A 17,341-nucleotide genomic window follows, 5' to 3' on the forward strand; every position below is an offset into this window, starting at 1 on the left:
GCAGCCATTGCAATTCATGCATGCTTCGGTAAACCAGCTTCGACCGTCATGCAACATGACTTGCGACGGCACCATGGTTTGAATCAGGCAAAACTAGGCTTTATGATGATTTTTGGCCTGTTCGGCAAAAAAAACGGCAACCGGCGCATTGTCGAAAAACAATATGCGACGCTTACAACGGCCGCGCGCCATCCCTATCTCTATGAAGCGCTTGATGTTCCCGACACGGTGATGGGCCGCTTCGAGATGCTCTCGGCGATATTGATCCTCTACTTCCGCCGCACCCGCGCGAGCGCGACATCGGGTCAGGAAATCGCCCAGGAGATCGTCGATGCCTTCTTCGAGGACGTCGATCATTCGATTCGCGAACTCGGCGTTGGCGATGCCGGCGTGCCCAAGCGCATGAAGAAATTCGCCGGCATGTTCTACGGCCGGCTGGAGTCATACGCGGCGGCGTTCGATGCCGCCGACCGTGATGCGCTGGCAGCTGCGCTGCGGCGCAACATCTACCCGGAAGGCGGCGAGGGCGCCCCTTCCATGGACGGCCTGGCCGCTTATCTCTTCGACGCAGAAACGGCCATGGCCGGCGTTGGCGAGGATGCGATTGCGGTCGGCGCGCTCACGGTCCTGGAACCGCGCGCGCCCGCACAGGCCGTGTGAGGCGAAAGGCAAGACGATGAAGCACAATGACGAGACGCCGTTCTCCTACCCGGTCAAGGTGGGGCATATTTCCGCCAACCCGGTGGAGGTGAAGATCGCTGCGAATGCCGAGGAACTGGCGGGCCTCGCCAGGCTCTGGTCCGTGCTGGAGGTGAAGGCGCTGACGGCGGCCTTCGAGGTGAAACGCTGGAAGCGCGACGGCATCCGCCTGAAGGGCCGCGTGACCGCCGACATCGTGCAGGCCTGCGTGGTGACGCTCGATCCGGTGGAAGCGCATATCGACGAGCCTGTCGAGGTCGTGTTCGTGCCGGAGGGCTCCAAGCTCGCGCGCATGCCGGTCGCGGCCGAGGGCGGGGAAATGCTGCTCGATCCGGAAGGCCCGGACGCGCCGGAAATCTTCACCGGCGACACGATCGATGCCGGCGTGGTGGCCGCGGAGCACGTCGCGCTCGCCATCGATCCCTATCCGCGCAAGCCCGATATCGCCTTTGCAGGCCATATCGAGAGCACCGACAAGGACGACCGAAAACCGTCGCCTTTTGCTGTTCTCAAGGACTGGAAAAAAGACTGAACGCCTCAAGGGCGTCCGATAATTCAGTTGTGCCCCCGGCGAAAAGCGGTATTTTGGCCGAATTCCGCTGGGGCGGCTCTTCTGCCGTTGGAAACAAAACTAAGGCAATACACGCGTGGTCAGAATTTCCGTCGATGTCATGGGTGGCGATTTCGGCCCGTCCGTGGCCATCCCTGGTGCAGCCAAGGCTCTCGAGCGCCATCCCGAAATCCGCTTCGTGCTCTTTGGCAACGCCGCCGAATGCGAGCCTCTTCTGGCGCAACACCCGAAACTGAAGGCCGCCAGCACGTTTCATCACTGCGACATCGCGGTGGCCATGGATGAGAAGCCGAGCCAGGCGCTGCGCCGCGGCCGTGGCAAGGCCTCCATGTGGCAGGCCATCGATGCGGTGGCCAAGGGCGAGGCCGATGTCGCCGTTTCCGCCGGCAATACCGGCGCGCTGATGGCGATGTCGAAATTCTGCCTGCGCATGATGGCCAATATCGAACGGCCCGCCATCGCCGGCATCTGGCCGACGCTGAAGGGTGAGAGCATCGTGCTCGACATCGGCGCGACGATCGGCGCGGACGCCAACCAGCTCTTCGACTTCGCGCTGATGGGCGGCGCCATGGCGCGCGCGCTCTTCGAGATCGACAAGCCGACGCTCGGCCTGCTCAATGTCGGCGTCGAGGAGATCAAGGGCCAGGAAGAGGTGAAGGCCGCCGGCCAGCTCATCCGCGAGGCCAATTTCGACACGATCGACTACTATGGCTTCGTGGAAGGCGACGATATCGGTCGCGGCACGGTGGATGTGGTGGTGACGGAAGGTTTTGCCGGCAATATCGCGCTGAAGGCGGCGGAAGGCACCGCGCGCCAGATCGCGGAATATCTGCGCGCGGCCATGTCGCGCACCTGGCTCGCCAAGCTCGGCTACATCCTCGCCAAGAGCGCGTTCGACAGCGTGCGGGAGAAGATGGACCCGCGCAAGGTCAATGGCGGCGTGTTCCTCGGCCTGAACGGCATCGTCATCAAGAGCCATGGCGGCACGGATGCCGAGGGTTTCGCCGCTGCGGTGGATGTCGGCTACGACATGGTCCGCAACGGCCTGAAAGACAAGATCGAAAGAGATTTGCAGAAATATCATGCCGGCCGCCCCGTCGAGGGCGCCCAGAGCGTGAGCGATGAGGTATCGAAATGATCCGTTCAGTTGTCCGTGGTTTCGGAACGGCGCTTCCCAAACGGGTGGTCACCAATGCCGAGCTGGAAAAGACGGTCGACACGTCCGACGAGTGGATCGTGCAGCGCACCGGCATCCGCCAGCGCTACATTGCCGGTGAGGGCGAGACGACCGCCTCGCTCGGCGAAGCGGCCGGGCGCGCGGCCCTCGACAAGGCCGGCCTCACCGCCGCCGATATCGACGTGATCATCGTGGCGACCTCCACGCCCGACAACACCTTCCCGGCGACCGCCGTCAACATCCAGAACCGCCTGGGCATGCACCATGGCTTCGCCTTCGACGTGCAGGCCGTCTGTTCGGGCTTCGTCTATGCCGTGACGACGGCCGACGCCTATATTCGCGGCGGCCTAGCCAGGCGCGTCCTCGTCATCGGCGCGGAAACCTTCTCGCGCATCCTCGACTGGACCGACCGCACGACCTGCGTGCTGTTCGGCGACGGCGCGGGCGCCATCGTGCTCGAGGCGCAGGAAGGGGCGGGCACCACCGCCGACCGCGGCGTGCTGACGGCGCAGCTGCGCTCCGACGGCGCGCACCGCGACAAGCTCTATGTCGACGGCGGCCCCTCGACCACGGGCACGGTCGGCCACCTGCGCATGGAGGGCCGCGAGGTCTTCAAGCATGCGGTGGGCATGATCACGGACGTGATCGTCTCGGCCTTCGACGCGACCGGCTTCACGGCCGACGACGTCGACTGGCTGGTGCCGCACCAGGCCAACAAGCGCATCATCGACGGTTCGGCCAAGAAACTCGGCATTCCCGAGGAGAAGGTCGTGATCACCGTCGACCTGCACGGCAACACGTCGGCGGCCTCCATCCCGCTCGCGCTGGCTGCGGCCGCGCAGGACGGACGCATCAAGCAGGGAGACGTGGTTCTGCTGGAAGCCATGGGCGGCGGTTTCACCTGGGGCGCGGTGCTGCTACGTTGGTAGGATGGCGCCCACCGCAGGTGCGGCTTGACCCGGGCTTGCAAGGACAATAGTCTTCCGCGACTAACCATACGCTTTCAATAGGAAATCGGTGAGGAACGATGAGCGGCAAGACGGTGACACGCGCAGATTTGGCCGAATCGGTTTTCCGGAAAGTCGGCCTTTCGAGGACTGAATCCGCAGAGCTCGTCGAAACCGTGATCGATGAGATCTGCAACGCCATCGTGCGGGGCGAAAGCGTCAAGCTCTCCTCCTTCGCCACCTTCCAGGTGCGCGACAAGAACGAACGCATCGGCCGCAATCCCAAGACCGGCGAGGAAGTGCCGATCTCGCCGCGCCGCGTCATGACCTTCAAGGCCTCGAACGTGCTCAAGCAGCGTGTCCTGAAAGCCCATCTCGCGCGCAAGGCGAAACAGAAGCCGGCTTCGCCCGCCTCCTGAGCGCTTTTCGGGGTAATCGCCCCGCCACCGGCAATTTGAAACTTGAATATCGCCCGGCAACTCGCTGAAATGAATACGATTCGGCTGCATATCGTGTATGCTGCCGCCGTAACCTTTCATCGAGGCCAGTATGGACAAGAGTCCGGACGCTTTCCGCACCATCAGCGAGGTCGCCGACGATCTCGATCTGCCGCAGCATGTCCTGCGCTTCTGGGAGACGCGGTTCACGCAGATCAAGCCGATGAAGCGCGGCGGCGGACGGCGCTACTACCGCCCCGAGGATGTCGATCTGCTCAAGGGCATCCGCCACCTGCTCTACGATCACGGCTATACGATCAAGGGCGTGCAGAAGCTCCTGAAGCTCAACGGCAACAAGTTCGTCGCGGCCATTGCCAGCGGCGACTTGGCTACGGTCGAGGCGCTGGCCGCGGCCAGCCACGAGGAGCCGTCGCCGCCGAAGGCCGGCAGCGACGAGGACCAGATCGTCGGCCGCGCCAAGGCGCCGTCCAGCCGCCGCTTCTTTTCCTTTGTCGGCGGTGGAGACGAAACGCCGGAAATCTCGCTCGGCAAGACCAGCGTCGGCAAGGAAGACCGCGCCCTGTTGCAGGAGGCGCTCTACGACCTCCTGGAGTGCAAGCGCCTGCTGGACCAGGTACGTTAAGGCACCCGTATGCGCCTGCTGAGCGGTCGTCGCCGTGCGCGACCGCATGGCTCCTCGGCCACGCTCGCTAATCCCGTCGCACGGAAGGCTCCCAGCCTCGCGTGAAGCCGCGTCCCATCGCAGCACGCATCAGGTCGAGCTGGCGTTGCAGATGCGCGCAGTCGGCAAGCAGGGTCTCGATGGTCGCCCGCGCATCGCCGCCATGCCAGGCGAGGGCGGCATCCACGGGGTCGCCTGCCGCATCAAGAGTCGCCGCGTCGGTTACAGGCTCGCAAAGCGGCTGCATGTGATTCTCCCGGGAATGGATCAGAGCGTCCAAGGGTCTGAAAGCAGACGCCTCGGCCATGAATGTTCTTATTATGTTCCGGTTGCTCCGCGAGTCAAGGGCCGGTTGGCGGACGAAGGCAACTTGGGGAAAAAGCCCCGCCGAAGGCGGGGCAAGCAGGCGTCACGCTTGGCTCGCGGTGACGCGGGGAGTGCCCGCAAAAATCAAGGCGGGCAGAATGCTTCTACGACTTTCGTCTTATGTCCGGAAAGGTCGAAAGCGCCGAATCCGGTACGGTTGGCGAAAGAAAAGCCGATACCATAAGCGATGAAGCCTGTGCGGCACCCACATATCGCGCGGCATGGAGCCGACGGCGGGCCTTTCACCATGGGGCCGCAAGCGGAGTGTCCCCCTGCGACGTCCGGTGACGGGACATTTATCCACATTTGTTCCGGACGCCGATTTTTGGGCTTGCATCCAAAACATCCAGACTATAGGGGTTTGCTCGGTCCGGAATGTAGCGCAGCCCGGTAGCGCACTTGACTGGGGGAACGACCCCCTTAGCGCTTTTCTCCCTTATTATTCATACTCTTGGCTTCTTCTGAACCTTCGTTGGTGGGGTTCGTGGTGGGGCGAGATGCAGCGTCCAGAGCTGCCCTGATATCGTCGTTCAAGGCGTGAGCGTATTTCGTCGTCGTCTTCACGTCAGAGTGCCCAAGCAGCAATTGCGCGACCCTCAGGTTCGACTTCCGAAGCACGCGTGTCGCCGCCGTGTGGCGGGTGTCGTGGAATCGGAAGTTCTCCACGCCAGCATTCGGCACGGCTCTGCGCATCGCGCTCTTGAGCCCGGATTCCGTCAAGGGGTAGCGTTTCCCTCGCTCCAGCTTTTCCTTTTTCCGCGTCCTGCGCGCCTCGAAAGTGAAGACCTTGATGGTGTGATGGTCCTTCTCCTCCCATAGCAGGCGGAAGATCTCCTCCGACATAGGAATGACGCGTTCCTTGCCGCCTTTGCCCATGACCTTGAAGTTTCGGGAGAAGAAGTCCACCATGGGCCATTCGAGCCCGAGGATTTCCATTCGCCGGCACCCGGTCAGGAAGGCGAAACGCACGGCCTTGTCATAGCCGCGCGAAAGCTCCCCGAGGATAGCGTCCTCTTCGTCCGGCGTTGCCTCGCGAACCCGCTCCTGTCGCTCGTCCAGCATGTGGCGGCCGAAGTCGATCTCAGCGACCTTGATCTTCCACACGTCACGCGCGCGCAGATAGATTTCCCGAAGGGGTTGGGTACAGGTGCGGTTTACCGTGGCCGGCTCGATAAGCTTGCCAAGGTGAAGCTTCCCGTTCTTTCCATGTCGACGCACCCGTTCGCCGCGGCGCTTGGCAACCAGGCTCGCCACGATGGAATCCGTTAGCGATTCCATTTCCGTGTTCCGGCCTATGGCGTTGCGCAGCCATTCGAGGTTTGCGAGGGTGGTATCGGCATTCTTGTGATGCTGGCCGACTTCCAGCCAATATCGGGACGAAGCGATTTCGAAGGTCATTGTCGGCGCGAAGAATTTTGCTTCTTCGGCCAGCTTCGCCCGCTCTATTTCCTTCTGGGCGTCCTCGAAGCGCTTTGCTTCTCGCTTCGACGTTGCTCCCGTATTGCCTGAAAATCTACGACCCCGTATCTCGAAGTCGTAGGAATATGTGTCTCTTCCGTTCTTCTTGTAGACCGACATTTTTCCGCCCGCTCCTCAATGAAGGCCTCCAGGTCAGCCGGCGTGTAGCGCCGTGTCGGACGTTTCTTGCCGAGGCCGATGTTAATCCATCGCAACTGACCGTGGTCGGTCAAGTCCCGAAGTTGCCGCGTCGATATCCCGAGACGGGATGCGGCCGATTCCGGAGTGAGCAGGATTGGTTCTTGCGCCGTCATCCCCGCTCCTTATCCAGTGCGTTGCGGGAGGGCGCCGGAACGATTTCAGCGGTTATCCTGAGCACGGTTCCTTCGGGGAAATCCTCAGCAAAGGCTTTGAAGCCCGGGCCATGCTTGAAGCCGCTGGAAGCCCGCTCTTTCCCCCAGTATGAATGGCCGTCGTCCACTATCACCCGAAGCTCGTTCACAAGCTTTGTGTTTGTTGAAGACAGCACCTCGTCCGGCTGGCTGTGGCGGACACACCGCCATTTGCCGTTTCCATAACGTAGAGAGAGGTCGAGATAGTGTTTCCGGGTGCCTGCCTCGTAGCGAGCAAACTCTGTGCAGCCCTCATGTCCGCACTTCGCCCGAAACATTCCGTATGATCTAGCCATCGCTCTCTCCTCTCTGGCGGATAGGGGAGGTTCCAGTTGGTTTGCTGGCGGCAAGCTGCCCGCGCACGATGGCATTATGCGCGTCGGCGAAGGCTTGCCTGTCTTCCTTGGTGACGGGGCGGCTGAAATGAATTTCGAGCGTCCTGCCGTCTTTCCCGGTGGACATGGACAGCATGTCTTCGAGGAACGGTTTCAGATCGCTCATGCCTTCCTCCATTTCAGATGATTGCGGCCGTAGACGATCCAGAGCGCGGCGTTCATGGGCAGGAGCCCCCACGCGGCGGTCGTGATGATCCAGACGAGCCAGAGAAGCTGGTTGCCAAGTCCGATCAGCCAGGCGGAGCGGTGCTTGTTGCCGGCAAGCAGCGTCATCCAGATCGTGACGGCCGACATGAACCACGGCAGATAAAGGCGGATGATCTCACTCATCGGCGCACCACTTCGCACTTGTGGCGGAAGCGCTGCGCGTGGCGGCGAGGGCGAGAAGCTGTCGGTAAACAGCCGTCACCTCTTCCGTTGTTCTCGCCGTGCCGCTGTTGAGTGTGAACAGGACGCGCATCATGGCTTCTGTTGGCTCTTCCGGCCACACCTCCGCGCTGTCCTCTCCTTCTCTATGGGGAGGGCGGGTGTAGAGGGGGCGCAGTTCCGCGCCCTTCGCCCGATAGTGATCGAGGTCTTCGGCGTTTACGATCTGCCAGCCGAAACTATCCGTCCGGCGCTGCCAAGCCACCGGCTCTACCGGCACATCGACAAGGGCGGAAGGTATTTTGACTGAGGAGACGGAGGCGAGGTCGCGTGACGCGATTTCCCTTGCCCCTCGTAGGCCAACGTTTACCTCTACCGCCCGCTCTTGATCGGACAGGGCGGCGGTGCGGAGGGCTGAAACCGCTGATTTCAAGATTTCCTTGTTGCCAATGGAGCAGCCTGACCAATCGCAGGCTTCTATCGCATCTGCTATTTTGATCGGGTCCATCATTCGCCCTCGTGCTCGATCTGCAACTTCGTGAAATCGTCGTCGGGGCCGGAGAGGTACATCCAATAGTGAGCCTCGACCGCCAGCTTGATCATAAGTGGCTCGACAGCGAATGCCGAAGCCGCTGCCGCGACGTTAGATGGCTGACCAGCATTGGCATTGCTGAAAGCCCAAACCTGAACGGCATTGGCGAAAAGTTGGATGCCGGGCTTTCCGGTATTCTGATCCCATGCGTCATCGTCATGTCCGAAGTACTCACTCTGCATGTTCAGATCCTCCGAGGAGTGCGCGGGCGCGGCGGAAGTCTGCGACCGGCAGGCTTGGAACTGGGGCGTTTTCGTCGTTCCATTCAAAGAAGACATGGAGGGAATCAGGTTCGCCGTCCCATTCAGGCACGCATTCGGCAAACGGCTTCAGCGCTTCCCGCAGCTCCGCATTCTCCCGCTGCAACGCCTCTGCCTGGCGGGCGAGGGAGAGGACTTCACGAAGATCAGAAGCGTTTACATCAAGCTCCTCCCAGAGGTCTGCCCTTTCACTTTCCGCAGAAAGCTGCTCCTGAACCTCTCGGTCAAACTCGTCCAGCGCCTTCTCTATTGCCTCTATGGCTGATACGGGGGAGGTCATGGGCGCGCCTCCGCTTTGGTTATGGCGGCTTTGGCAAATTCGACGTCCTGACAAGCCTCTCCGTTCCCATCTTGGAAGTCGGCGTAAGTCGAAACCAACCGCCGCGCAGCCTCCAAGAGTTCAGGAGCCGCAGCGATCAGGCAGGCGTTGGCATCACGGTCTGGTCCACCGACGTGCGCCACATTCCGCTTTGACTTCGGAGACATAGGGGACACGACAAGGCGACCGGTCGTGGAACCCTGCACAACTTCCCATGGGGCGCGGGTATGCTTCACGCTCTCACTCATTGGAGGAGCCTTTCTGATCAAGGCCGGCCTTCACGAGGTCGGCAATGGTGGAGGAGATCGACTTTCCTTCCCGCTCGGCATGAAGGCTCAGTTGCTCCATGACTTCGGGCGGTAGGCTGGTGCAAATCTTCCGGCGCGTGCCCGCCGATCCCCAGCCCGAAGACGGTTTGATGAATTTGCGGGCGCTTCTCATTCCGTCCCGCCTTTCTGATCAAGAGCGCGGGGAGGAAATCGCGGGTCGAGCGGGTGCGGCATGAACTCGACGGGATCGACCGGGCTTTCGCCCTCGATGTCCCACCAGTAGGCGCGTTTGCCGTCGTCGGACCAAAGGGCCTCGTAGACCCGACCGTCTTCGTCGCGAACCCAGATCGGATGAGACCCGCCGATGCGGAGACCGGCCATATCGTGGATATAGGCTATATCCTTGTCGGCCTCAGAAATGGGGCGCCACTGGCCTGCGATTAGTGAGGACAGGTCGCTCATGCTTCACCGCCGGCTGTCTTTGCCCGAAACTGTTCAAGAGCCTTCTCATCGTAGACGACGTAACCAATCCCCTCATGCCAGTCGCAGAGCGGGTTCCCGTCGCCGCCGAGTGCTTTCCACTCGTCGACCGATATTTGCCTATACGCCCCGCTGTTGACGTGGCAGGCCGCCGCCACTGTGGATTTACGGCGGATAACGGCGGTGAACTGCTCGCTTCCTCCTCCGAAGTCGATGGTTATACCTTCATCCTCGTCGGGCATCCTGCCATTGAATGCGTACTGGACCAGAGCTTGAAGGAACTCGTTCATGGCATCCCGGGACTCTAGTGCGACGTTCGGGGATTTCCCGAAGCGTGCGAGGACAATCCGGTTTGATAGAGGTGAGACCCGTATCCCGATCTTTTGAAGGGCCCCGCCGTCTTCTATCTTCTTGATCATGCGGAATCCTTCGAAGGCAGCCGGCCGGCCATTGCCAAGCCCTGGTTGATACGATGGGTGCAGTGGGTGACGGCCTCGGGCTCGTCGTAATCCGACCAGATGCCGAAGAGGGTATTCGCCAGCTCGTGCGGGTTGATGCCCTTGGAGGTCCAGTATTCTCGCTCATTCATGGAATGCTGCGCCCGATGCTCGTCGGGATACAGGGGCAGGGCGAACCGATCCGGTGCCTTCGTCTGCTTTCCCCGACCGAAATGGCCGTGGAAGATGTTGGCATAGGAGACGTGGGCCGCCTCGACGCCAAACCGGCCGGTCACGACGCACGGTAGCTTGTGCAGGAACGACAGGTAATCGCTCCGTTTCTTCGGTCGGCGCTTGGGCGGTTCGGGTTCGGTGCGGAAGGCAGCGGTGTTGATGCGCATCGCCATCACTTCACCGCCTTCCAGTCGACGACAAGCCGGCGGAGCTTCCCAACGATCGCGGTTAAAGCGTTCGGCCCGGCCGAGTAGTCGATGCTGTCCCGGTAGGAATGAATGCGGGCGAAACCCTCCGCCGTCGCTCGACGGCGCGCGATACGGGCGTCGATTATATCCTGAAACGGATCAGGTGCCTTCTCGGGCTTGCGGCGCTCGTAGCCTTTGACGCGGATGGTGCTGGTCATGCGCCGTACCTCCTCTCTACGACTGCGACCTCTTCGCCGGTCAGGGCGGCGAACGCATCCGTCAGAAGCCGGAAAGCTTCAGTTCCGAACCCGATCTGGTAGTAGAGCTTGTCATCTCTCCTCGATCGATTGAGGAGGTAGGAAATGGCGGTCTCGGCCTTTTTCAGCTTCTCAGCGTCTGTCATGCCACTCTCCTATCGTTCGCAGCCTCGTGGAAGCCGCCGCGGATGGTCTCGGTCAGGTGGACGCCGTTCGTGTCGCAGAAGGCGAGGGCGTAGGTGATGAGGCTGGCAGCACGCTTCACCGACATACGGGCGGTAGATTCGCGGATGTTCACGAACTCCCCCTCGAGGCCCGGAACGAACTCGACTTCGCCTTCCGTCGCCTTGGTGTGGCCGGAGACGAGCAGAACCTTCCATTCCTCTGCGGACCGGCGCTTGCCGGCCCATGTCATGGGAGAGTTGGCGATATCGGTGCAGATCGCGTGAAACTTCGCGTTCTGATCGAGGCTGCGCGTTGCCGCGCCGACGGTCACCGCGCTGCCGGCGGCGGCTCGAATGACAGCGTCCACCGCATTCCGGCGAACCCTGTCGTTAATGAGGATGAAGCGCTGCTTTTCCATGTCAGCCCGCCATCAGAACGTGATTGCCGGCAATCTTCGCCTCGATCGCCTTTTTCAGGTGCGCGGCATCGCCCGGCGCACGCGCCCAAAATTCGCGAAGGGGCTCGCGGTTGGCGTCCCGCCACTTTGCGACCTTCTCGGGCGTCTCGCTCTTGATGAACTCCATTGCTCGGTCTGCGAGCTGGCCGACCGGAACATTCTCCAGCGTCCAGTTGTCGCCCCAGGTGACGGTGATCGAATCCTTGGCGCCGACAGCCTTGAGGCGGCTTTCCTGCCGGTCATGCTCGACAATCTCGGTAGCCGACAGGTCGAGAACCTTGGCGCGATCCATTTCTGCTTCATCGTAGAGCCCGGTGAACTGCTCGGGCCAGCCGGCGCGCAATGCCTGCATTTCTGCGCACTTCGCGATCATCAGGCGCGGCATGCGGCACCAGTTGCCCGAACTGTCGAGAACCTTTTTGCCTGTCGGCTTGCGTTTGCCAGCCTCTTGGTCATAGACCCACTCATCGGAAACGGGCGCGAACTCCTCCCAGAAGGCTTGGCCGGCGACCTCGTACCAATCGCTGGTCTTTGGGTCCTGCTTCCACAGATAAACCGTCGCAGACACGATGCCCTGTGGGTTCAGGGGGGAAATCAGATCCTTGTCGCGCTCGTACTCCGGCGGCTTGCTGGCGGGGCGATAGTCGCCACAACGCTGCGCAATGACGCGCTGCCCGTCGCGACTGATGATGATCGTCAGTTTGCGCTTTGCCGCATTGTCCTTGGAAAAGACCATTGGGATGATCTGGCCTAGGAACGGATCGAGCCCCTTGGCCCGCGCCACCTCCATGAACAGCGAGAATTCGTCGCCGTTGCAGTCCTTTGCAACGGTGTCCTTCACAAGGGCGACCTGACGGGCGGTCAAATCGAAACGCGTCATCACCTCTGGCATCTGAATTCTCCCTGATATTGAACTTCCGCCGCGGCACGGGCTTTCACAGCAGCTTCGAATTCTTCGAACCCGCCGAGATTGATCACGCGTTTGGCGACCCCGATCTGCGCGACCCACTTTTTTCTGATTTTCGACCAATAGACGCCCTTCGCCCCGGAGGTGTTGTTTGTCTGTGGGCCGTGATTGCTGCAGTTCTGAGCGGCTGACGCTTCGCGCAGGTTGGCGATGCGATTATTCGCGCGATCGCCGTCCACATGGTCCGTGTGGGCATCCGGCCATCGTCCGTACGTGTAAAACCAAGCGAGCCGGTGGCCGAGGAACAATTCCCCATCCACGCTGATTTGCACGTACCCTTGGGTGGTTATCGTCCCTGCGGCGTCGCCCGCCTTTGCTGTCCCAGCGGCTTGGATACGGGTGAACACCCCAGTCTCTGGGTCGTATGACAGCAGTGACTTAAGCCGTGCCAGAGTGATCATCACTTCCTCCGAACGGAAAGGCTGAAACTACCGTTGTCGAGGCCGGCGCCTGGGACGGCTCTCTTCTCGTTGAGCGCGCGGAGCAGGGCCTTCTTGTCGAGCTTCGGCGCGGGGCGCTCCTGCTCAACCCAGAATTCACCGGGAATGTCGGCCTCGTTGGTGATGATCAGGCCGGCGGCGCGCTTGGTCAGCGTCACGGTGCCCGTGGTCAGGCGGAACGAGGTCTGCTCGGTTGCTAGCATCGCCTGCTCGATCATCGCGCGGATGCGCTCAATACGCTTCTCGGCGGCGGCGCGGCGGCTGGCAAACTCTGCTTCCTTGGCCTTGAGGCCGGCCACGATGACATCGCACTCGTCAATCTCGGCAAGGGCTGCTTCGATAGCCTCATGAAGCCCGGTCTCACCTTCGATGCTGTCGGCAACCAGTTCGGCGTCGTGAGCATCCCCGCTGGCGCGGAGATCGGCCAGCAGGCGCTTGGCGTATTCAGTGTTGCGGACGATGGAATGCTCAGCGTTCGACACGGCGCGCTCCTATAGGTTGACCGGCCCGACCGTGAGGCCGGCTCCGATGACGATTGCGAAAACAATGAAGGCGAGGAGGATCAGGCAGGCGTTGCCATGCTTGGCAGCGCCGGTGTTCGCTTCCTCAAGGATGAGATAGACCGGACGCATGATCAGCGTCCGAACTGCTGGCGATGATTGAGCGTGCCGTGTCCGCGCCGCGTGAACGCAAGGCCGTTCTCGACGGTGTAGGCTTCGCACCACGCGTCCCACGCCTGCGAGGTGCGGACGTAGATGGGAAGCTGGTCTTCATCCTCCGGCGAGCCCTTGAACGTCTGGAGCCATTCGGCGGCGAATTCTTCGGTGACGTCCTCGGCCGAAAGGGTGTCGAGGTCGAAGCGCAGGTAGGCCGCCGCATTGTCCATCGTCAGACGCGTGACGCAGTGGCGAAGGTTGTCGTATGTCTTGCCGTGGCGCTCGCCCTCTTCGAAGTAGAAGCCGGTCGAAGTCGCGAGCTTGATCATGATCGTTTCGCGGGCGGTGCAGAACTGAGTGCGATGCATGTCGGTTTCCTCAGGTTCATCTCTATCGATATCCGCCCCATGGGAGAGGCGGATGCCGCTAAAGATCGGTCAGGCGTTGATGGTGACGATGCAGGTGTTGACGCCGGTCCCGCTGGACTTGAACGAGCCTTCAGGCAGGCGCTTGATGCAGCCTCCGTGTGCCGAGACGAACTCGCGAAACTCGGTCGTGAGCTTGTTATCGCGGAACATGACGCTCGCCGACATGATCGCGACGAGGCGACCGCCGGGCTTGAGGAACTTGAAGGCGTGCAAGACGTGGCGAATGTCGTCCTGCTTGGCGAAGGGCGGGTTCATCACGACGCGGTCGAAGATCGGCGTCGGGTCCTCGGTAAGGAAATCAGTGACCTTGATGTTCGCCTTTGGCAGCAGCGAGTGCGCCTTGGCGGCGCGGGTCACATCGACCTCAAAGCCCGTGATGACCGCTCCGGCACGTTCTGCGGCGACGGCGATGTTACCAAGGCCAATGTTCGGCTCCAGAACCAGCATGCCCGCATCGATATCGGACATCCCGACAGCCTCGTCAGCGAGATCAGAAGGCGTGTCGAACTGGCCAAAGTCCTGCTTTGTGCGGCTGTATTCTCCGGTCAGGATGATCGGCTCCAGAGCGTCGTTGGCATCACCATCGAAGATGTGAGCCTTTGCCGAGCGGTTCCACTTGCCGCCTGCGGCCTGAAGCACCTTGTCAGTCTCGGTATAGAGTTTGCGGTCAAGCTGACCGGTCAGGAAGACTTTCGAGCCTTCCACAATAGCGGCGTCCAGAACCTTCAGAACGTTCTCGGCAATCTGTGGCATTTCCCTTGCTCCTCATGTTCCCGGTGTGTCGGGGCGATGAGGAGAAATTACCGAAATGGTAAGTGATGGTCAATAGGGAAATTGCCGATTTGGTAATTTTCTTGCCCCCGTCACCAAACCTGCTAGAATCACCACACGAAAAACCCGGCAGGATGGACCGGCCGGGCGAGGGGATGCAGGAACGAAAAGCCCCGCGCAGTGGCGGGACAAAAGGCGATACCCTTGGCTCGGTATCGCGGGGAGGCGTGGGCCGGTGCTACGTGGGACCAGCCACGGAGATCGCTCTCTCTGGAGTCAGATTGGCGTTGTCACACTGGAGCTTTCTAAGCATACGCTCAAGATCGAAAAAGTTGAGCGCGGCTATGTACCTTCCATTCGGCAAGCGTGCTTTGTACCGCTTCATGGTTCGCCGGCTCACCCGTACGCCGTAAACTAGTAAGTCCTCTATAATTCGCGCCTCGGTCTCCGCAGTCTCGGGCACCTTCATAAAGGCAAGCGTTTCCGACACCTTTTCCGGGAGCGCTTTCAGTATATCTCTAGGCATCCTTGATCCATTGCTTCAGCTAGGCGATTCATAACTCGAACGGGCGGAGTTTTTCAACTTCCGTCTTTCGAGGACGCTTAGACGCCGGAAGACGCGAACGCCAATGTCACGCTGATATCACGGCAGATACGGCGTAGATCACGCTCAGAGAGAGTTCACTATCGGCGCCGGCCGGTCGGTGAACTTCGAACTGTTGATGTCGCGGCTCAACCGATGCACCTAGCGGCAAGTCGTGCGCGGGAAATCATCCGAGAGATTTGGTCTCAGCGCCGGTGTGGGATCGGATGATTTCGATATGAAAAAGCCCGCTGGTGAAGGCGGGCTTGCAAACGTCTGCTGTGGTTCTTAGCATTATCGGTGTGTGCGTATCGAGTTGTCTCCAATGACAATAAATAGCCTCTCGCACGTGCCATCAGCAACCTTGCCCCACTCGTGTTCGATAAGCGATAGCGCAACACCGATTCTAGTTGAGCAATCTGGCTTCTTACATTCAAAGCGCACAAGCCCCAACGTTTTGAACCTGGCCTTTGTGATACCGTGCCCGCGGGCAAGCATTTTCATGTCGTGGTCCGCAGCGACTAGAACCGCGTCATGGGATTCTGCGGCCGCGCAAACTACTGGATCAGGGGTGCCTTTGGCCAATCCGCTATTGTCAAATAGAATAACTTCGTGCCCAGCGCCTTCAAGAACGCTGCCCACTGATACCGGAACCCCCTCATCCAGTAAGAACTTCATGCAGCGTTGCGCTTGTCCTTGAATGCAATGGCAGCTTCCACGTCCATTCGATCAAGGGACGGGTACTCTTTCATGATTTGGTCTACGCTAAACCCGGCTTCCGAAAATTCCTTGATAGACGAGACTGGAATCCGAGTCCCAGCAATTACGGGCTTATTCCCGACGATCCCGCGAGTACGCTCAATGTGGCCGACCTCGTCTGCGCCACGCTTGTTCATTTCACGAATGCGCTCCCGCATGCCTCCGACGATAATCTTCAGGGGGATCTGGAAGACTTCCTGTCCGCTTCCAGCCTCGTGGCGTGTCTCGTCGTCGCGCTCGATAACGACCTTTTTTCCCAGAAGGTATAGAGTGCTTTTTACCCAAAGGTCTTCGCCGAGGTGCGCAAGGTCACGCTTCACCTCTTTCAGGTGGTCCATACTTACTCGCGTGTCGTTGCGAAGCTGGTTCAGCACCTTGAGCGAGAGGAGATCCTTAAAAGAGTAGAGGCGTGTGAACGGGCCGCCCTCGCCGGGAGAAACGCTTGGCGCAAAAAAACCATCGCGAGCCCACGACCCAAGTTGACGCCTGCTCACGCCGGTCAGGCGAGATGCCTGATCAACGGTGAACAGAGCTATTACATTGTCAAGTGTCTGAGTCATGCAGCGATTATAGCGCGTGTCGCGGTTAAGAATATGGCCTACGGATCAAATATTCTTGTGTGTCAACCCCGCTCAATGCGTCGTCCCCTTACGTTTGGCTGACCTCATTATCATTATCGCCCTCGATCATCTCCAGCATCCCGGTCCCGATCAGAAACTCCCGCAGGCCGGTACGCGCAGCCTCTTCCAATTCCTCCCCGGTTTCGTAGGCGAGCCGGCGCAGGGCAACGGCTTCATCGGCTGAAAGCTCGATGGTGATCTTCATGGGCCTTCCGCCTTCATCCTCTCCCACTCCTCTGGAGACAATGCGGCCTGTAGCGCTGCATCCGCCATATCTAGGTACTGCGTCCACATCGGCTTCTTGTCCCGGACGATGTTCTCCGGCACGCCGAAATGGCTGCAAAGGGCGCGGGCGGCGCGTTCGCGGGGAGGTTTGGGTTTCTTCGCCATGAGCGGCCTCAGATACAGTCAGAGAGGACGACAGAGAAGCTGGCACTCCGGGCGCCAAGCGCATAATTGTACTCAGCGGCATCGGTTTCCCCACTGAGTAGTTTCGGTTTCCAATAGTCGCACATTTGAGAAATACTCGCCTTCTTGAGTTCCTCTTCTTTGACGTCCTCCAAGCCCGTCGTTGATGTGATTGTGTAAAAATACCGGAAGGTCTTACCCTGGTACTCAATTCGGTCCATGCGGGTGATATCATCTATCATCTTCGGCAGCCCGGCATTGAGCTTATCGTTCACGATAATTGGTGCCATAACCTGCTCAACAACCGGCTTAGTGAGGACTATCCCCACGATAGCCGCGTAACGCGTCCATTTAAGCCCCGTGGCCTTCCCGATCAGGTGTCCAGCCGCACCGAAGGTTGCACCCAGAACACCGCCGACAAGGGCGTAAGTCACCCACGACGGCAAGTCTGCAAGAAATCCCAGCATTTTGTTCCCCCAAAACGACTGACTGTACGATATCTTGATTCCACCGGCGCACAAGGGAACGCGACTCTCATTACGTGTAATCGCTGCATATGGT

General features: G+C 60.3%; 32 protein-coding genes and 1 pseudogene. 6 read left to right on the forward strand and 27 right to left on the reverse strand.

Going from position 1 to position 17,341, the window contains the following annotated elements; translation table 11 throughout:
• Positions 1 to 105: 105 nt before the first annotated feature.
• From GR158_RS11945 to GR158_RS11970, 6 genes are all read left to right on the forward strand, one after another.
• Positions 106 to 660, forward strand: coding sequence for a ubiquinol-cytochrome C chaperone family protein (locus GR158_RS11945; RefSeq protein WP_134649937.1), 555 nt, complete (start codon positions 106 to 108; stop codon positions 658 to 660).
• A gap of 16 nt (positions 661 to 676) precedes the next feature.
• Positions 677 to 1,231, forward strand: a complete 555-nt coding sequence (locus tag GR158_RS11950) for a DUF177 domain-containing protein (protein WP_160871258.1) — start codon at positions 677 to 679, stop codon at positions 1,229 to 1,231.
• 115 nt (positions 1,232 to 1,346) lie between these two features.
• On the forward strand, positions 1,347 to 2,408 hold the full coding sequence (plsX, locus tag GR158_RS11955; RefSeq protein ID WP_160871259.1) for a phosphate acyltransferase PlsX: 1,062 nt from the start codon (positions 1,347 to 1,349) through the stop codon (positions 2,406 to 2,408).
• Entirely contained in the window at positions 2,405 to 3,376 is a 972-nt protein-coding gene (locus tag GR158_RS11960; RefSeq protein WP_160871260.1) for a beta-ketoacyl-ACP synthase III, read from the forward strand. The genes plsX and GR158_RS11960 overlap by 4 nt, the downstream gene beginning before the upstream one ends.
• 98 nt (positions 3,377 to 3,474) lie before the next feature.
• Complete coding sequence (locus GR158_RS11965; RefSeq protein ID WP_064329714.1) at positions 3,475 to 3,813, forward strand: integration host factor subunit alpha; 339 nt, start codon at positions 3,475 to 3,477, stop codon at positions 3,811 to 3,813.
• A gap of 130 nt (positions 3,814 to 3,943) precedes the next feature.
• Positions 3,944 to 4,474 carry a MerR family transcriptional regulator gene (locus GR158_RS11970; RefSeq protein WP_134649898.1) on the forward strand — a complete coding sequence of 177 codons (531 nt, stop codon included), beginning with the start codon at positions 3,944 to 3,946 and terminating at the stop codon, positions 4,472 to 4,474.
• A gap of 67 nt (positions 4,475 to 4,541) precedes the next feature.
• On the opposite strand, the gene GR158_RS11975 is transcribed toward GR158_RS11970, so the two are convergent.
• The 27 genes and pseudogenes from GR158_RS11975 to GR158_RS12100 all read right to left on the reverse strand — a co-directional run bounded on the left by GR158_RS11975 (position 4,542) and on the right by GR158_RS12100 (position 17,247).
• Entirely contained in the window at positions 4,542 to 4,760 is a 219-nt protein-coding gene (locus GR158_RS11975; RefSeq protein ID WP_160871261.1) for a dehydrogenase, read from the reverse strand.
• 539 nt (positions 4,761 to 5,299) lie between these two features.
• Entirely contained in the window at positions 5,300 to 6,457 is a 1,158-nt protein-coding gene (locus GR158_RS11980) for a site-specific integrase (protein ID WP_246665639.1), read from the reverse strand.
• A 20-nt stretch (positions 6,458 to 6,477) separates the two neighbouring features.
• Positions 6,478 to 6,651: pseudogene (locus GR158_RS25335) on the reverse strand (DNA-binding protein); the annotation flags it as partial.
• Positions 6,648 to 7,025 (reverse strand): hypothetical protein, encoded by a 378-nt coding sequence (locus GR158_RS11990; protein ID WP_160871264.1) that lies wholly within the window; start codon positions 7,023 to 7,025, stop codon positions 6,648 to 6,650. The gene GR158_RS11990 and the pseudogene GR158_RS25335, both read right to left, overlap by 4 nt.
• Positions 7,018 to 7,230: a hypothetical protein gene (locus GR158_RS11995; protein ID WP_160871265.1), complete on the reverse strand. Its 213-nt coding sequence runs from the start codon at positions 7,228 to 7,230 to the stop codon at positions 7,018 to 7,020. The genes GR158_RS11990 and GR158_RS11995 overlap by 8 nt, the downstream gene beginning before the upstream one ends.
• On the reverse strand, positions 7,227 to 7,454 hold the full coding sequence (locus GR158_RS12000) for a hypothetical protein (RefSeq protein WP_160871266.1): 228 nt from the start codon (positions 7,452 to 7,454) through the stop codon (positions 7,227 to 7,229). The genes GR158_RS11995 and GR158_RS12000 overlap by 4 nt, the downstream gene beginning before the upstream one ends.
• Positions 7,447 to 8,001, reverse strand: coding sequence for a hypothetical protein (locus tag GR158_RS12005; protein ID WP_160871267.1), 555 nt, complete (start codon positions 7,999 to 8,001; stop codon positions 7,447 to 7,449). Before GR158_RS12005 ends, GR158_RS12000 begins: the two co-directional genes overlap by 8 nt.
• The gene (locus GR158_RS25140; RefSeq protein WP_202402262.1) at positions 7,998 to 8,264 is read right to left on the reverse strand and encodes a hypothetical protein; all 267 of its coding nucleotides are present in this window, start codon (positions 8,262 to 8,264) and stop codon (positions 7,998 to 8,000) included. The genes GR158_RS12005 and GR158_RS25140 overlap by 4 nt, the downstream gene beginning before the upstream one ends.
• Positions 8,254 to 8,622, reverse strand: a complete 369-nt coding sequence (locus GR158_RS12010) for a hypothetical protein (protein ID WP_160871268.1) — start codon at positions 8,620 to 8,622, stop codon at positions 8,254 to 8,256. Before GR158_RS12010 ends, GR158_RS25140 begins: the two co-directional genes overlap by 11 nt.
• A gap of 279 nt (positions 8,623 to 8,901) precedes the next feature.
• Positions 8,902 to 9,102 (reverse strand): hypothetical protein, encoded by a 201-nt coding sequence (locus GR158_RS12015; RefSeq protein ID WP_160871269.1) that lies wholly within the window; start codon positions 9,100 to 9,102, stop codon positions 8,902 to 8,904.
• Positions 9,099 to 9,392 carry a hypothetical protein gene (locus tag GR158_RS12020; protein WP_160871270.1) on the reverse strand — a complete coding sequence of 98 codons (294 nt, stop codon included), beginning with the start codon at positions 9,390 to 9,392 and terminating at the stop codon, positions 9,099 to 9,101. Before GR158_RS12020 ends, GR158_RS12015 begins: the two co-directional genes overlap by 4 nt.
• Positions 9,389 to 9,829: a hypothetical protein gene (locus GR158_RS12025; RefSeq protein WP_160871271.1), complete on the reverse strand. Its 441-nt coding sequence runs from the start codon at positions 9,827 to 9,829 to the stop codon at positions 9,389 to 9,391. The genes GR158_RS12020 and GR158_RS12025 overlap by 4 nt, the downstream gene beginning before the upstream one ends.
• Positions 9,826 to 10,254 (reverse strand): DUF968 domain-containing protein, encoded by a 429-nt coding sequence (locus GR158_RS12030; protein WP_246665640.1) that lies wholly within the window; start codon positions 10,252 to 10,254, stop codon positions 9,826 to 9,828. Before GR158_RS12030 ends, GR158_RS12025 begins: the two co-directional genes overlap by 4 nt.
• A complete protein-coding gene (locus tag GR158_RS12035; protein WP_160871272.1) occupies positions 10,254 to 10,487 on the reverse strand; it encodes a hypothetical protein in 234 nt (77 codons plus the stop codon). Before GR158_RS12035 ends, GR158_RS12030 begins: the two co-directional genes overlap by 1 nt.
• Positions 10,484 to 10,672: a hypothetical protein gene (locus GR158_RS12040; RefSeq protein ID WP_160871273.1), complete on the reverse strand. Its 189-nt coding sequence runs from the start codon at positions 10,670 to 10,672 to the stop codon at positions 10,484 to 10,486. The genes GR158_RS12035 and GR158_RS12040 overlap by 4 nt, the downstream gene beginning before the upstream one ends.
• On the reverse strand, positions 10,669 to 11,109 hold the full coding sequence (locus GR158_RS12045) for a recombination protein NinB (RefSeq protein ID WP_160871274.1): 441 nt from the start codon (positions 11,107 to 11,109) through the stop codon (positions 10,669 to 10,671). The genes GR158_RS12040 and GR158_RS12045 overlap by 4 nt, the downstream gene beginning before the upstream one ends.
• A gap of 1 nt (position 11,110) precedes the next feature.
• The gene (bet, locus tag GR158_RS12050) at positions 11,111 to 12,040 is read right to left on the reverse strand and encodes a phage recombination protein Bet (protein ID WP_246665641.1); all 930 of its coding nucleotides are present in this window, start codon (positions 12,038 to 12,040) and stop codon (positions 11,111 to 11,113) included.
• Positions 12,028 to 12,516 carry an HNH endonuclease gene (locus GR158_RS12055; protein WP_160871275.1) on the reverse strand — a complete coding sequence of 163 codons (489 nt, stop codon included), beginning with the start codon at positions 12,514 to 12,516 and terminating at the stop codon, positions 12,028 to 12,030. The genes bet and GR158_RS12055 overlap by 13 nt, the downstream gene beginning before the upstream one ends.
• A complete protein-coding gene (locus GR158_RS12060; RefSeq protein ID WP_160871276.1) occupies positions 12,516 to 13,037 on the reverse strand; it encodes a siphovirus Gp157 family protein in 522 nt (173 codons plus the stop codon). The genes GR158_RS12055 and GR158_RS12060 overlap by 1 nt, the downstream gene beginning before the upstream one ends.
• Positions 13,038 to 13,046: 9 nt before the next feature.
• Positions 13,047 to 13,187 carry a hypothetical protein gene (locus GR158_RS12065; RefSeq protein WP_160871277.1) on the reverse strand — a complete coding sequence of 47 codons (141 nt, stop codon included), beginning with the start codon at positions 13,185 to 13,187 and terminating at the stop codon, positions 13,047 to 13,049.
• Between the two features lie 2 nt (positions 13,188 to 13,189).
• On the reverse strand, positions 13,190 to 13,579 hold the full coding sequence (locus GR158_RS12070; RefSeq protein WP_160871278.1) for a hypothetical protein: 390 nt from the start codon (positions 13,577 to 13,579) through the stop codon (positions 13,190 to 13,192).
• 69 nt (positions 13,580 to 13,648) lie between these two features.
• The gene (locus tag GR158_RS12075) at positions 13,649 to 14,392 is read right to left on the reverse strand and encodes a methyltransferase (RefSeq protein WP_160871279.1); all 744 of its coding nucleotides are present in this window, start codon (positions 14,390 to 14,392) and stop codon (positions 13,649 to 13,651) included.
• A gap of 895 nt (positions 14,393 to 15,287) precedes the next feature.
• Positions 15,288 to 15,671, reverse strand: coding sequence for a DUF5615 family PIN-like protein (locus GR158_RS25635; RefSeq protein ID WP_160871280.1), 384 nt, complete (start codon positions 15,669 to 15,671; stop codon positions 15,288 to 15,290).
• On the reverse strand, positions 15,668 to 16,312 hold the full coding sequence (locus tag GR158_RS12085; protein ID WP_160871281.1) for a DUF433 domain-containing protein: 645 nt from the start codon (positions 16,310 to 16,312) through the stop codon (positions 15,668 to 15,670). The genes GR158_RS25635 and GR158_RS12085 overlap by 4 nt, the downstream gene beginning before the upstream one ends.
• Before the next feature lie 88 nt (positions 16,313 to 16,400).
• Complete coding sequence (locus tag GR158_RS12090; RefSeq protein WP_160871282.1) at positions 16,401 to 16,577, reverse strand: hypothetical protein; 177 nt, start codon at positions 16,575 to 16,577, stop codon at positions 16,401 to 16,403.
• Positions 16,574 to 16,762 carry a hypothetical protein gene (locus GR158_RS12095; RefSeq protein WP_134649919.1) on the reverse strand — a complete coding sequence of 63 codons (189 nt, stop codon included), beginning with the start codon at positions 16,760 to 16,762 and terminating at the stop codon, positions 16,574 to 16,576. Before GR158_RS12095 ends, GR158_RS12090 begins: the two co-directional genes overlap by 4 nt.
• Before the next feature lie 8 nt (positions 16,763 to 16,770).
• Positions 16,771 to 17,247, reverse strand: a complete 477-nt coding sequence (locus tag GR158_RS12100; protein WP_160871283.1) for a hypothetical protein — start codon at positions 17,245 to 17,247, stop codon at positions 16,771 to 16,773.
• Between the last annotated feature and the right edge of the window lie 94 nt (positions 17,248 to 17,341).

This window comes from Shinella sp. AETb1-6 (genome assembly GCF_009826875.1).
GTDB classification, from domain to species: Bacteria; Pseudomonadota; Alphaproteobacteria; order Rhizobiales; family Rhizobiaceae; genus Shinella; species Shinella sumterensis.